Below are 13,287 nucleotides of genomic sequence, written 5' to 3' on the forward strand. Positions count from 1 at the left end.
GTTCCTCTCACGATTTGTGACTTATTTGCCCAGAGAGTATATTACAGACCCGCACAAAACTTTCCGACAGACTGGTGCCGTCCATGAACGCGAATTCAAGTGTCCGCTCATTGATCAACAGGATTTCGATCCTCATAGATCAAATAGTGGAACCACTTCTTGGTTGCTTTCCTACCACTATTTCTGATCATCAGATCGATTGGGTTTCACTAAGGAACATGCTGGCAGTAGTATGGGTTGTAATTCTGGTTGGGGCGCTTGGATTTAGTATCATCGGGAGCGATATTGTGTCCGGAGCTACAGAACCGAACCACGTACTAACAGCCGGCGAAACTGAACGAGAACCGACAGCACTGATAGATGATATAAATCAAAAAACAATCATTTCCGGCCCCCAGATTTCGTTCACAGACCCGATCAACACACAATCCTCTCAACCCAGTGAAGACGATGTTGTCGTTCGATTTGAGGATGACCATGTTGTCACTGGCGCTGCTATCGATGGTTTTCCAGATACTCTTCCCCCAGACCCACATATTAGAACAGAAGGAGGTGAGAAAATCATTATCGATGAACACGACGACTTTGACCTTCCAGTTGTCCAGACAACAGCGGGCGAACCTGTCAGAGTCGGTGATTCTGAGGACGGGGCAGTAGTACATCGAGTTACTGGTGATCCCGATCTTGTTGTCTTCGGGAACGAGACAGTTGACGATGAGTTAGAAGTAGTTCGAAATAGTGAGAACGGGGTCGTACAGACAGTCAATGGGAATAAGAATTTGGTTGTCGGTGACGACCTTTTGGTCTACCCAGAACATAACACGCTTGATTTTGGTATAGAAATTATTGATATTGATGAAGCTAACGAAGGAGAAACGCTAAGTGTTTCTGCAACAATCAAGAATTTCCGATGGGCACATGCCTCAGATGCGGATGTTGAAGCATATCTTCGGGTTTTAGAGGATGGAGCGCTTCTTGATGATGGGGAAACCACAAGCCAAAGTATCAGCATTGATGGTGGAGAGTCAACCGAGCAGACATTCACTTATGATACAAAAACAGGAGACTACCTCGCTGATGAAATTAAAGTTGAAATTGAAGATGACGACTATATTGATGGAGATGCCGATACAGCAAGTGTTTCAATTGGTGCAGCGGGAGCGGCTGCCACGATAACAGACACAAACGTCCCAATTGAGGAGTCAACGTTGACCGTAACCGCCGATATCAACCGTTACGGTAATATACCTGAAGGAACACAGAACTATCCAATTAGCCTCTTTGTCGACGGTACAGAAGAACAAACAGAAGTACTCTCCCTTGCGCCTGGTTCGTCAACAACGCAAGTATTTACTTACGATACCGACAGTGACGACGTCCCCGAGGTTGACATCGAAATTTCAAGCCGTACTGACTCAAGTGAAACCACTGTCCAAGTAATTTCACGGGCAGAGCATGAGGACAACATTGACCCAACCATTACGAATGCCGCGTTCGGAAATATAACTGATCAATTGGAGGTCGATGTTGCATTCGATTACGATGGCGATCTCCCTGACGGTGAAACACAAGTAGGTGCAAACTTCAGCGTCGATGAGGTGCTTTCAGAGCAGCGAAACATAACGCTCGACGACACATCAACGATCAACGAAACGTTCACACATAATCGAGAAGCGACCGATCCACCAATACGTAATGCTACGATCAAGACACCAGGTGGAAACGAGACAATCTCGTTTAATCATACCACTGATCTCACGTTCTCGAACGTCACCGACCCAGCCGCGCGAAACGAGACCCTCTCAGCGACTGTCACGCTCGAGAACACTGGCGAAGTCCCAGGCCAAGAAACGCTCAAGATTTCGGCGCTGAATCCATCGGCTGTCTACTCGGATTCAACGGTCGAGTCAACTGCTGTGTTGAATCCGGGCGAATCTGTAAGTAGAGATGTTACATTTGAGTTGAGCGACAACGCACCGCCGCAGGTCGAGTTAGAAGCGACGACGGGGACGACGACCGAGACGACGACGGTCGAGGTGCGCGATAACGAACCCGAGTTCGAGATTACAGACACGAGCGTCACGGAAGCCGACGGCGGCGACGAGAACGCGACGCTGCTGACCGTCGGCGCAACTGTCGAGAACACTGGTGGCGTTGCGGGCACACAGGACGTCGCGCTCAGTTTCGACGGTGAAACGGTTCACACGGAAACAGTCTCGCTCGAGCCTGACGACGAGCAGACGATTTCGACTGATGTCGAAGTGACGGAGGAGCAGACGTACGCCTACGGCAGCACAACCGAGGACGATTCGGTCAGCGAGACGACCGACGTCGTGAGCCCGGATACCGGCGACTCGAGTGGTATCCTGAGTGCGATTTCGCTCGATACGCTCCTCATGCCGTTGCTCGCGCTCTCGGTGCTTGGCGCGCTCGTCGTCGGTGGCGCGGTGATCAAACAACGGGCTGATCCAGCCGACTTGCCTGACGGGCTTCAGGGTCGTATGGCAGCACTGCAGCCTGCAGCACAGCGCCTACAAAATGCTGCTCGGAACCTCGTCTCGAGCGATGGGACTGGAACCGTCGTCGTCCAGAACAACCTTCCACGCGAAGCACTGGTTCGAATTCGCGTCCGCTCGGACGACGAGATTCAGTTCCTCGAGGATTTCGAACTCGCCGCCGAGGAACGCCGAAGCCTCGAGTGTTTGCCGTCCGGCTCCGAGTTCGAGGTTGGCTCGGGCGTCGACGATATCGCCGCCCACGAAGAACGCTTCGGTGGCGACACGAGCGAGGTCGGCGTGATCCTTCGGCCGGAAGGGATTACGATCAAAGCGCTGTAGGCAGTCATCAGTGTGTTAGTGCGTCAGTACAAGCAGTTTCTCAGCAGTTCTGGCGAGACAGAAGGGCCGGTCCGGCGGCGTCTCGAACGATTCCGTCTGGCGCTCGGTCACAAAGAGGCGGTCGAACGCCTGATCGCAGGCGGGACAGCGCAAGTCCTTTCGATTCTCGAGTGTGCGCGTCTCACCGGTGTCGGTGAGGAGTTTCATCCGAGACCGGTAATCGTGGATACTAAAGCCATCGGTGAGGTCGATCCGTGCCATACACGCGTATTCGGCGGAAGTGGTTCATAGCCATCGGCCGAGAGCCGATAGCGCGGGGACGTCACAGCGACACCTCATGCAAAGACCGTGACTATGACTGGATCCGCCTGTGCGCCCGAGTCCAAAATCATGTCGTCTTTCCCACCGTCTGGCCACAACCTTATTATACACAGAAGAGAAGTCCGAAAAAGACACTGATTCTATTATAAAACATCACTAAATAAGACATGTCTTCTATTTTCGGCCTCATTTTACGCATCTATCGCACATTCACCGAGAAATTGAGTTATTATGTCCGAACAGACGGCTTGAACTATCGGAAATCATGACGTTCTCTTCCCTGTGGTTTAATATCTGTCAGTCTAACCGATTTAGTCGTCGTGCGGGATTGCGCACTCGAGTCAATTCGGCTGTGTGTGGCCGACATGTGACGTGAGCCCGCCTACGAACAACCCCCATGGTGAACGGTAATGCGTGAGGAGACAGCTAATACATCGTCCGTGTTCGACGAACTATCGAATGCGGCAGGAGACGCTCAATCGGAATCGTACGAAAGCGCCCTCGGCTCACTCGAGGGACAAACAAATACCACTGAAACGGTCGAACAGGAACTCGAGGGCCTGATGGAGCAGGTCAACGGGACGCTCTCGACCGAGGACGTGCAGTTCGATGAAGCGATGGTCAAGGAGAATCTCGACGAGATTCTGCTCTTGCTCATCGCGTTTCGCGGCGAAGCGCACGGAAAAGAGTTGCTTTCAGATCTCTCGCAGTTGTTCGATGCGACGCTCAGTCCGGGAACGGTCTATCCCGCACTGCATGCATTGAACGAAGACGACGTGCTGGCGCTGCACACCAAAGTCCGAACGAAAGAGTACTCGATCAACGACGGTGCGCACGTCCGAAACACGGTCGAGCAAACAATGGTACAGCACCTGGCGTTTGGCCTCTTGCTGTATGCATTTCTTGGCCGACTCTAGGGCGGTCGACGCTCTCTTTCACTCACTCAGTGAGTGATATCTCGAGAGAGGACCCGACCTGACTCCAAATGACTCGACCGGACTTATTCGTCGCTCTCGAGTCCCTTCGCGATATCGCTCAGGCTCTTGCTCGGTGGCTCGTAGGCGTCGTAGTAGTTCGTCTCGCCGGGTTCGCGGAGCCCGTAATAAAAGTCGGGTTCGATCACGTCGACGAGAATCGAGCCACCCGGTGTGATGCCGTGGTCGGCAGTCCAGTCGGCGAGCAGGTCGATGCCGCCGCTTGGGTCGCGGGCGGTATCGGGCGTCTCGTAGATGCCAGGAATCGACAGCCCGTCACCGGTGAGCGGGCGTTCGACGCGAGCAAAGCACTCGTCGCGGTCAACTGCGACGCGGACGACCTCGTCAGTCGGGAACGCATCACGGTCTTCGGCAGGCAGTTCGATGCGGACACCGGTTGCTGTCTCCGTACACGTTGCACGGACGGTCTGGACTGATGGATGGTCGCTTGCAATTCGGTCTGCCATGGGAAAAGTGACGAAATCGGCGTCGTTACTCGTCGTCGCCGTCGCCGAGCAGTTCGTCGACGTCGGTGCTGCCACGGGCGACAATCGAGGCGTTGATCTGTGCAACGGCGTCAGAGACTTCCTTTCCACGAACCGTGATACGGCGACGCTCGCCATCACGGGATGGCTTGTAGCCAGTCTGACGACCAGTCATCAGCACTTCGCTCAGGTTTGCACCGGCGGCATCTGGGTTGAGCGGGCGTCCAGCATCGTCCGATCCACCGGTGATCTCGAGCGTGTAGCCCTCGAGACCGACCGCGGAGCCGTCGACTTCCTCGCCGATGGACTTGCCAATGAACCGGTTTGCATCCTGTTCTTCTGCCTCGAGCTGGTGGGACGACCCGGATTCTGGGTCGCCAACGACGACAGTGAAACTTGCCATGTGAAACGGAAGACGGTCACTGCTCAAAAGAACATCGATAAAACGTCGCTGGTCGGACTCGAAGACTCAAGTGCTGTGAACCCCTCACATAGGGCGTGTCTCTCGATCTCGAGCGACTGACAGATCAGTTGTGCCACCGCTTTGGTGGGAGCGACGGCGAAGCCCGAGTCGTTGCCCGGCAGGCGAGCGATCTTGCCGATTCCGGCCACTATGAGACGACTGTCGGCACCCCACTGACAGCCGAGATCGTTCTCGAAGAACTTGCGGACGCCCCCGATGGAACGCCAGCAGATCGGTGGAACTGGTGGATCGGTGCACTCGAGATCGCGTATGGCGGCTACAGCCAGTTTGGGGTCCGACAGTATCAGAGGTGACAACCTGTACGAACGAAACGACTTTTATGGGTCCCTGACCAAATAGTCAGCTAGTGACCGATCCCGACGTTCGCAACGCGATTATGACAGCGACCTACGAAGCCCTGTGTGAACACGGCTACACAGACCTGACGGCACAGGATATCGCCGACAGGACGGACAAGAGCAAGTCGCTGCTGTTCTATCACTACGACTCCAAGGAAGACCTGGTCGCGGACTTCCTGGTGTTCTTGCGTGAGTTGTTCGAAGAGCGATTCGACGAAACCGACGACCACCCGCCATCGGATCGACTCGCCATGTTCGTCGACTGGTACCTCTACGGCTCGACCGACGGCGACGAACGCCAGTCGTTTCACACGGCCATGCTCGAGTTGCGAACACAGGCACCGTACAACGACCAGTTCCGACAGGAGCTCCGGAAAACGGACGACGACCTTCGAGACATTCTCGAGGCCATCCTCCGGGATGGGATCGACACGGGCGAGTTTACCGACCACGACCCGGAGGAGACGGCTGCGTTGCTTATCGCGGCAATCGATGGCGCACGGACGCGACAGCTCACACTGGATCGCGACGAATACCTCGGTGCCGTTCGCTCGGCTATCGTGACCCGCGTTATCGACGACCTGCTGGCAGGCGACCGTTCGTTCCCAACGGAACCGTTCTCGAATGAGTTGAGTCAGGCCCGTCTTGAGGCCACCGCCGACTCCTCTCCGGCGACGACGCGATCAACTGATGAATCCACTGACGAATCATGACTGACTACCCCCAAACAGCAGTATCCGACGCTCAACACGCCCGCGACCCACCAGCAGTCGAGAAGTCATTTGCTAGCCTCTCACCAACGGTTCGAGCAATCGCAGTCGACGCAGTGGGTCCGCGTGAGCACTCGGTCCCCGTTGCACTCTGTGCGCTTGCGAGTGCAACCGCCACCCACCACGACAGCGGAATCGAACTCAGTATGACACCACTCACAGACACCTCCTCGAGCGACCGTGATCAAATGCCGTTCCTCGAGGACTCCGAAGTTGAGGGTCTCGAGCACCTTATCGACGCCGTCTCGCTGCTCGAGGGCTATGTCCGGATCCGCGCGGAGTTGCTGACTGGCGACCGATACAACGACGCCGACCAGCGCGACGCCGCCGTGCTGGCAAGTGATTTCCTGCACGCTGCTGCCTACGAACCGATTGCGGACATTCCCATTCCTGACCACCGTGCGACTGAACTGTATCGCATTCTCGCAACCGGCTCCGGTGCGCTTGCAGTCCAGTTCATGCACGCAGCGCCAGCGAAAGAGCGGGCAGTCACTGCGGCCAACTCGAATGCAGGAACAACGCCACAGACACCGGCCGACGAGAGCACCGACACCGAAACCACACCCGCCGCGACTGCCTCCGGTTCACTCCCACCTACGGCAGTCCTCGCCGGTACTGCCGCCACACTCGGTGCGACCGCTGTCGGTGCCTCGACAGAAATTCGGACGACACTCGAGACCTACGCCCACTCGTTGACAGGGGCACTGTCTGTTGCCTCGACAGGCGAGACAGGGGAAGATCCACGCGAAACGACGGTTCACGTCCTCGCTGGTGAGACGAACGTCTCCCATGCGGTCGAGAGCGAGCCGTGTGAAACCACCACAACGCATCTCGAGCGCGCACGCGAGGCCTGCCAGACACTCGAGGACCGTCTTGAGGCGACGACAGAGTGTGACGCACTACACCGACTCGAGCGGGCAACACGTATCCCGTTCCACGCCAACCCCTAGTACGAGGGACTTACGCCATGACAGACAGTTCTCGCCCGATCTGGCCCGCGTACCTGCTTACCGTCTTCGCCGCCGGGCTCGGCCACTGCTATCTCGGCCAGTGGAAACGCGGCGGGAGCTGGTTCGGCCTCTATCTCATCGCACTTGCGTTCTTGAGCGCACGGACGCTCACGGGCGCACTCGAGCCGGGCGAGCCGTTCGTCATCACTGCCCTTCAGTTCGAGTCGGTCGAGTACGTCGACGTTGCCGTCCCGCTTGCAGTCATGATCGTCTGCGTGCTCGATATCTACCTTATTGGGCTGACACGGCGGAGCGAACTCGCGGCCAACGGCAACGGCGGCACCATCGCCGAGTAAGCACGCGCCGAACGCGAAGACCCAAACCCCTCGAGTGGCTACGATGAGTGAATGGAGGTCGAGTTTCTCGGTGGGGCGGGTGAGATCGGGCGGAGCGCGATCCTGATTGATGAGACGCTGTTGCTCGATTACGGGATGGACTCGGGGAATCCGCCGGCGTTCCCACTCGGTGACGTCGACCCCGAGGCGGTCATCGTCAGTCACGGCCACCTCGATCACGTCGGCTCGATTCCCTCGCTGCTTTCCGGTGAGTCGCGACCGCCGATCCACTGGACACCGCCGACATACGAACTGACGATGACGCTCGCGCGCGATACGCTCAAACTCCACGGCGGCACCTACGACTGTCCCTTCACCGAGGCGGAGTTGGCCCGCGTGACGCAAGTGTCTGAAACACACGGCTACCGCGAGTCCTTCGAGGCTGCAGGGTACGAGATCACCTTCTTCGAGGCCGGCCACGTCCCCGGCAGCGCACACGTCCTCATCTCGGACGGCGAGACGCGCTTGCTCTACTCCGGCGACTTCCACACCGAAGACCAACAACTCCTCTCGGGGACGACCGCCCGCCCCGACGCCGACGTCGTCATCTGCGAGAGTACGTACGCAGACACAACGCGACGGCCCCGCGACACAATCGAAGCCGAGTTCGCCGACAGCCTCGAGCAGACGATCTGGAGCGGCGGCACCGTCGTCGTCCCCGCGTTCGCAATCGGGCGAACCCAGGAGATGCTCTGTCTGTGCGAGGAACACGACCTCGAGTGCTACGTCGACGGGATGGGAAAACGCGTGACGGAGATTTTCCTGCGCGAGGGGAATCGGGAGTACCTCCGCGATCCCGACCTGTTACGTCGGGCGAAAGGCAATGCCCGGTTCGTCGACGGCCGCGACGGCCAGCGCAAACGAATTGCAGACCAGAACACCGTCATCGTCACCACCAGCGGCATGCTCCACGGCGGCCCCGCAATGACGTACATTCCAGAAATTCGCTCGCATCCGACGAACAAAATTGCCATGACAGGCTACCAGGTCGAGGGCACACCTGGGCGCAGCCTCCTCGAGACCGGCAGCGCCGAAATCGACGGGCGCATGATGCGCGTCAGCGCGCAGGTCGAACAGTACGACTTCTCCGCCCACGCCGACCGCGAGGGGGTGCTCGCGTTCCTCGAGTCCTACCGGGACAGCAAAGTGCTGGTTAATCACGGCGACCGCTGTGACGCGTTCGCCGAGGAACTGCGCGCCGACGGCTTCGAGGCGCGAGCGCCGGAACTCGGGGACCGACTCGAAATATAATCCGCACAAAAAGTTTAACCATCTAACCTGTATTAGTGTGAATAATACCAATGGATCAGTACGCCCTTCCAGCGGTTGGTGCCATCGTCGCGCTGATCGCCGCAGTGAACGGCCGCGTAATCAACGTCTTCATGGAATTTTCCTCGAGTATGCCGACGGATACGACGACAATCACGCAGGTGACACTCGGCGGGCGGTTCGTCACGTTTGTGTTCGTCTACGGCGTCTTATTCGGCTTCGCGTACGTTGTCGGGACCCGATTCGAGGATGTTGACATCGAACCGTTGGTCCTCCTGACCGGGGCCGTCGCAGCCCTCGCCTCACTCGTCGGGACCGTCTTCCTCGATTGGTGGGCCGATGTTGACTATACGAACCTGTGGCACGTGACCCTCTCGATTGTCGGCGGGTCGGTCGGCACTGGCATCCAGCTCGCTGTCGTCGCGTTCGCGGGCATCGCGCTGGCCCAACGACGCACCTGATCGCGACACTGGTGCGACGTCAACTCCTGGCGCCGGTGGGATTTGATAGCCCTCGGCGGAGAAGGGGTCGTATGTCGCCACTCGAGTACGCATCACGTTCGTTCCACCGACGCGTTCGACCGACCGCCCGCTCCGTACGAGGTGCGCCATGAGCCGCGTCCTCGTCGCCTCCGGCTCGAGCGAGGGCCAGACGACGACGATTGCCGAACGGATCGGCGACGTGCTCGCCGAGGAGGGCCACGAGCCGACGCTCGTCCACCTGAAACATCCACCAGCCGACCTCAACGTCGAGTCGTACGACGGGGTAATCATCGGCGCGTCGATTCACGCGGGGACTCACCAGCGATACGTGACCGCGTTCGTCCGCGAGCACCGGGCGGTGCTGAACCGACTGCCCACTGCGTTTTACTCGGTGAGCCTCACCGCGGCATCAGCCGATCCGGAGAGCCAGGCAACGGCCAGGGAACTGCTCGAGGAGTTTCTCGAGGAAACAGAGTGGGACCCAGACGTGACGCTGCCGGTCGCGGGCGCGCTCAGGTACAGCCAGTACGGCCTGCTCAAGCGCGTCGTCATGCGCCGGATCGCGGGCAAAGAGAGCGGTGATACCGACACCTCGCGGGACTACGAGTACACCAACTGGGACGACGTGGCGATGTTCGCGCGGCAGTTCTCGGCGTTGGTACGGTGACCTACTGGGGATGTACCCGCCTCGCGCTACAGAAGGCCGACCGATCCGAGCACGAACAGCGCGAACAAAAGCGCCACGAGTACGCTCCCGGCCGCCAGCGCCACGTTCTCGCCGGCTTTCTCGTGAATCGCCATATCCTCGTACTCCTCGCGGAAGCGCTCGAGATTCGCTTCGTCGTAGAAGTACTTCGTCTTCAGCGCGAAGCGTTCGGTGACCGCACAGCCCGTACAGACCGGCTCGTTCTCGAGGCGTTCCGTCCGGATGTGGTCGTCGCAGTTGATGCTCCCGCAGTTGGCACAGTAGGTGTAACTGCCGTCGTCACTGGCGCAGTGGACGCACTCGTGGAACTCGTTCGCCGTGGTCGCTCTCGAGGGGCCGGCGGCGTAGTAGGCGAACTCGTAGTCGTACTCACCGAGTGCGAGCTGTGAGCGGACGTGCGGGACGTAGACGGGGTCAATATCTCGAACAGTAACGTCCGAAACCTTCGGTGTGCATGTCTTCTCGTAGTCGACGTTGTTCCCACCCGTGTAGTGGACCGTCGTCGTGTGTGCCTGCCGGAGTCGCTCGACCGCCCACTCCTTGTACTCGGTCTCGGTCTGGCCGAATCGCTTGCGCTCGCACAGATCGAACCGGGTCTCGAGGTCGTGCTCCTCAAGTGCAATCCGTGCGCTCCGGCTCTCGGCACCGGTCACGAGTGACTGGACGGTCGCGCCGGGAACTCGAGGCAAGTCGCCATCGGCCAGCAACACGAGGTCGTCCGTTTCGTCTATGCTGTGGATCACGCCCACGGAGGTCTCGAACGTCGCGTTCGTGTCCGCCGAGACCGTGACAGTCGGCTCGAGGACGAGCGCCGTATCGGGCGTCGGAATCGTCGCCGGCTCGAGGTTTTCGACGGGTTGGACGGCTTCGAAAACGGGTGCGTTCCGGTCGGCGGTGGGGTGAGTCGGCCGGAGGGATTCGTCACAGAGGATTTCGATCCGGCCGTTGTAGAGGTCCATCCCGATCTCGTCGCCGATCTCGCGGAGGTCGGTGCCGTCAAGCAGTTCGATGCCGCCCGCTGTCGTGCCGCCAAGGTCGGCTGCGTACTCCCGCGCTGGGGCGGTAAAACGCCCGGTCGTGACGACCATGCCCCGCTTCGGGCCGTCGTAGTCGTAGGTCGCGACCGCCGAGTGGAGTTTCTGGACGACCGGTCTGCTGACCGTCTCGGTGTGTTTGCACTCGACGACGACGGCTCGGCGGCGGCCGTCGACGACTTCCTCCATCAGAATATCCCGTCCCTCGTCTGCGCCTCGAGCCGACTGGCGAACGTTCTCGTAGCCCAGATGCCGAAACACGTCCTCCATCAGATCCTCGAATTCGTACCCCGAAAGCTCGTCGAGCAGCGCCATTCGTTCACCGGAACCTTTCAATCACTCGTAAATAATGGTTCGGGCAGACGAACGAGTGGCGACGGGCTCGAGTAGTATCGCTACGTAGCATCCCTGCCGCCAACCAAAACCGGCAGCCGTTGCCGCCCCTGGAACGTCTTTTGAGCCGGTCGTGGTCCGAGCGCTATGTCTCCCGATGCAGATAACGGTCCCGGCGACAGCACAGACCCCGACCTCGAGTCCCTCGAGTTGAGCGAGGCCGAAGAGGCTGCCTTACACGACCTGCAACTCGGCATCGAGCACGTCCACCGCGCCTACGGCACCTTACTCGAGTTTCACCACCAACTCGGCCACGCGATGGATCGGATGGGAAACGCCGAGGACGAACTGCGCGAGGCCGGCCACGAGCGGTGGGCGAATCGCCTGCGCGACGAGCACCTTCCTGCGGGCGCGATCAGCGATCAGTGGACCTACGAACTCGTCGAGGAGTTCTCCGCGGAGTTTCTCGAGGACGTCGACGCCTTCGAGAGCACGGTCAGAGACGAACTGGCCGACGGCATCGATCACGTGAGCGAGCGCAAACAGCAGCGACGGCTCCGGGAGCGAATGCAGGGCGAGCGACGAGTCGTGACCGACCGCCGGAGACACCGCTTTGCGCGTGAAGCCACAGGACCGGGCCGCCTCGCCGGCTGCAGTGAGTGAGAAGTATTTTCGCAGCCCTCGTTGTATCGCCGTCCATGAGCGACCAGTACGACGTCATCGTCATCGGGGTCGGCGGTATGGGCAGTGCAACCGTCGCCCACCTCGCAGCCCGTGGCGTCGACGTGCTCGGGCTCGAGCGCCGCGATATACCCCACAGCTACGGGTCGTCTCACGGGCACTCGCGCATCTTCCGACTCGCCTACGCCGAGAATCCTGCCTACGTCCCGCTCCTCCAGCGCGCCGAGGAACTGTGGGACACCCTCGAGGAGAGTCACGACCGACAGCTCCTGCATCGAACCGGCTCGGTCGACGCGGGCCCGCCAGACTCGGCCCTCCTCGAGGGCTCGGCACAGTCCTGTGAGGAACACGGCCTCGAGTACGAACGCCTCTCGAGTGCCGAGCTTACGGAGCGCGCTCCCGGCTACGACCTTCCCGACGAGTACGAAGCGATCTATCAGCCCGACGGTGGCTTTCTCGCGCCCGAGGAGTGTACCGTCGCCCACGTCAATCGCGCCCACGAGGCCGGGGCGACGATTCGTGCCCGCGAACGCGTCGTCGACTGGCGGACGCTCGAGGAAGACGGTGGCGACGCGGACGGCGACAGTAACGACACCGGCGGCGTTCGCGTCGAGACCGACCACGACGCCTACGAGGCCGACAAACTCGTAATTACAGCGGGCGCGTGGACCGCCCGTTTCGTCGACACACTCGAGGACGTGCTGGTTCCCGAGCGACAGGTGACGGCGCGACTGCAGCCGACCGAGCCCGACCAGTTCGACCGCGAGCAGTTCCCCGTCTGGAATCTGGCGGTGCCCGACGGGCGTTACTACGGCTTTCCCGTCCACGACGTTCCTGGGTTCAAATTCGGCCGGTACCATCACCGCGAGGAGGCGGTCGCCCCCGACGCCTTCGAGCGCGAACCGACGCAAGCCGACGAACGATTACTTCGGAAGTTCGCAGAGATGTACTTCCCGGCCGGTGCCGGGCCGACGATGGGACTGGAAACCTGCCTCTTTACGAACACGCCCGACGAGGATTTCGTCCTCGATACCCTCCCCGAGCACCCACAGGTTGCCGTCGGCGCGGGCTTTTCGGGCCATGGCTTCAAGTTCGCCAGCGTCGTCGGCGAGATCCTGGCCGATCTGGCACTCGAGGGCGAGACCGACTACGATATCTCGATGTTCGCGCTAGATCGGTTCGAGGAGTAGGTGAGACACGTTGATCGGGCCGTCGAATCGCTCGAGAG

14 protein-coding genes and 1 pseudogene are annotated in these 13,287 nt (G+C 59.6%); 11 read left to right on the top strand and 4 right to left on the bottom strand.

All coding sequences use genetic code 11. The features are described 5' to 3' along the window. Positions 1-83 precede the first annotated feature (83 nt). Positions 84-2,837, top strand: a complete 2,754-nt coding sequence (locus B2G88_RS19590) for a COG1361 family protein (protein WP_176393224.1) — start codon at positions 84-86, stop codon at positions 2,835-2,837. A 15-nt stretch (positions 2,838-2,852) separates the two neighbouring features. On the opposite strand, the gene B2G88_RS11675 is transcribed toward B2G88_RS19590, so the two are convergent. Beyond that, a complete protein-coding gene (locus B2G88_RS11675) occupies positions 2,853-3,098 on the bottom strand; it encodes a DUF7385 family protein (protein WP_054862668.1) in 246 nt (81 codons plus the stop codon). Positions 3,099-3,568: 470 nt separating this feature from the next. On the opposite strand from B2G88_RS11675, the gene B2G88_RS11680 reads away from it, so the two are divergent. Next, positions 3,569-4,075 carry a PadR family transcriptional regulator gene (locus B2G88_RS11680; RefSeq protein ID WP_054862667.1) on the top strand — a complete coding sequence of 169 codons (507 nt, stop codon included), beginning with the start codon at positions 3,569-3,571 and terminating at the stop codon, positions 4,073-4,075. An 83-nt stretch (positions 4,076-4,158) separates the two neighbouring features. Here the strand turns inward: B2G88_RS11680 and B2G88_RS11685 are convergent, their stop codons facing one another. Then, complete coding sequence (locus B2G88_RS11685) at positions 4,159-4,599, bottom strand: DUF7112 family protein (RefSeq protein WP_054862696.1); 441 nt, start codon at positions 4,597-4,599, stop codon at positions 4,159-4,161. A 25-nt stretch (positions 4,600-4,624) separates the two neighbouring features. Continuing rightward, complete coding sequence (locus tag B2G88_RS11690) at positions 4,625-5,020, bottom strand: 30S ribosomal protein S6e (RefSeq protein ID WP_087714837.1); 396 nt, start codon at positions 5,018-5,020, stop codon at positions 4,625-4,627. Between the two features lie 95 nt (positions 5,021-5,115). Here B2G88_RS11690 and B2G88_RS11695 point away from each other — a divergent pair, with 95 nt between their 5' ends. The 7 genes from B2G88_RS11695 (at position 5,116) to B2G88_RS11725 (ending at position 9,972) form a co-directional block, all read left to right on the top strand. Further along, the gene (locus tag B2G88_RS11695) at positions 5,116-5,394 is read left to right on the top strand and encodes a hypothetical protein (protein WP_087714838.1); all 279 of its coding nucleotides are present in this window, start codon (positions 5,116-5,118) and stop codon (positions 5,392-5,394) included. A gap of 53 nt (positions 5,395-5,447) precedes the next feature. Then, entirely contained in the window at positions 5,448-6,152 is a 705-nt protein-coding gene (locus tag B2G88_RS11700; RefSeq protein WP_054862666.1) for a TetR/AcrR family transcriptional regulator, read from the top strand. After that, entirely contained in the window at positions 6,149-7,159 is a 1,011-nt protein-coding gene (locus tag B2G88_RS11705) for a hypothetical protein (protein WP_087714839.1), read from the top strand. The genes B2G88_RS11700 and B2G88_RS11705 overlap by 4 nt, the downstream gene beginning before the upstream one ends. Before the next feature lie 17 nt (positions 7,160-7,176). Next, on the top strand, positions 7,177-7,515 hold the full coding sequence (locus B2G88_RS11710; RefSeq protein WP_054862664.1) for a hypothetical protein: 339 nt from the start codon (positions 7,177-7,179) through the stop codon (positions 7,513-7,515). A gap of 51 nt (positions 7,516-7,566) precedes the next feature. Beyond that, positions 7,567-8,805: an MBL fold metallo-hydrolase gene (locus B2G88_RS11715; RefSeq protein ID WP_087714840.1), complete on the top strand. Its 1,239-nt coding sequence runs from the start codon at positions 7,567-7,569 to the stop codon at positions 8,803-8,805. Between the two features lie 50 nt (positions 8,806-8,855). Next, positions 8,856-9,284, top strand: a complete 429-nt coding sequence (locus tag B2G88_RS19945) for a hypothetical protein (protein WP_054862663.1) — start codon at positions 8,856-8,858, stop codon at positions 9,282-9,284. Between the two features lie 148 nt (positions 9,285-9,432). Next, the gene (locus B2G88_RS11725; protein WP_087714841.1) at positions 9,433-9,972 is read left to right on the top strand and encodes a flavodoxin domain-containing protein; all 540 of its coding nucleotides are present in this window, start codon (positions 9,433-9,435) and stop codon (positions 9,970-9,972) included. 26 nt (positions 9,973-9,998) lie between these two features. On the opposite strand, the gene B2G88_RS11730 is transcribed toward B2G88_RS11725, so the two are convergent. After that, positions 9,999-11,360 carry a restriction endonuclease gene (locus B2G88_RS11730; protein WP_054862662.1) on the bottom strand — a complete coding sequence of 454 codons (1,362 nt, stop codon included), beginning with the start codon at positions 11,358-11,360 and terminating at the stop codon, positions 9,999-10,001. A 165-nt stretch (positions 11,361-11,525) separates the two neighbouring features. Between B2G88_RS11730 and B2G88_RS11735 the strand changes: the two are divergent. Both B2G88_RS11735 and solA read left to right on the top strand, forming a co-directional pair. Continuing rightward, positions 11,526-11,957: pseudogene (locus B2G88_RS11735) on the top strand (hypothetical protein); the annotation flags it as partial. Positions 11,958-12,076: 119 nt separating this feature from the next. After that, positions 12,077-13,249: an N-methyl-L-tryptophan oxidase gene (solA, locus tag B2G88_RS11740; RefSeq protein ID WP_087714842.1), complete on the top strand. Its 1,173-nt coding sequence runs from the start codon at positions 12,077-12,079 to the stop codon at positions 13,247-13,249. Positions 13,250-13,287: the final 38 nt, after the last annotated feature.

Source organism: Natronolimnobius baerhuensis, from assembly GCF_002177135.1.
GTDB lineage: Archaea > Halobacteriota > Halobacteria > Halobacteriales > Natrialbaceae > Natronolimnobius > Natronolimnobius baerhuensis.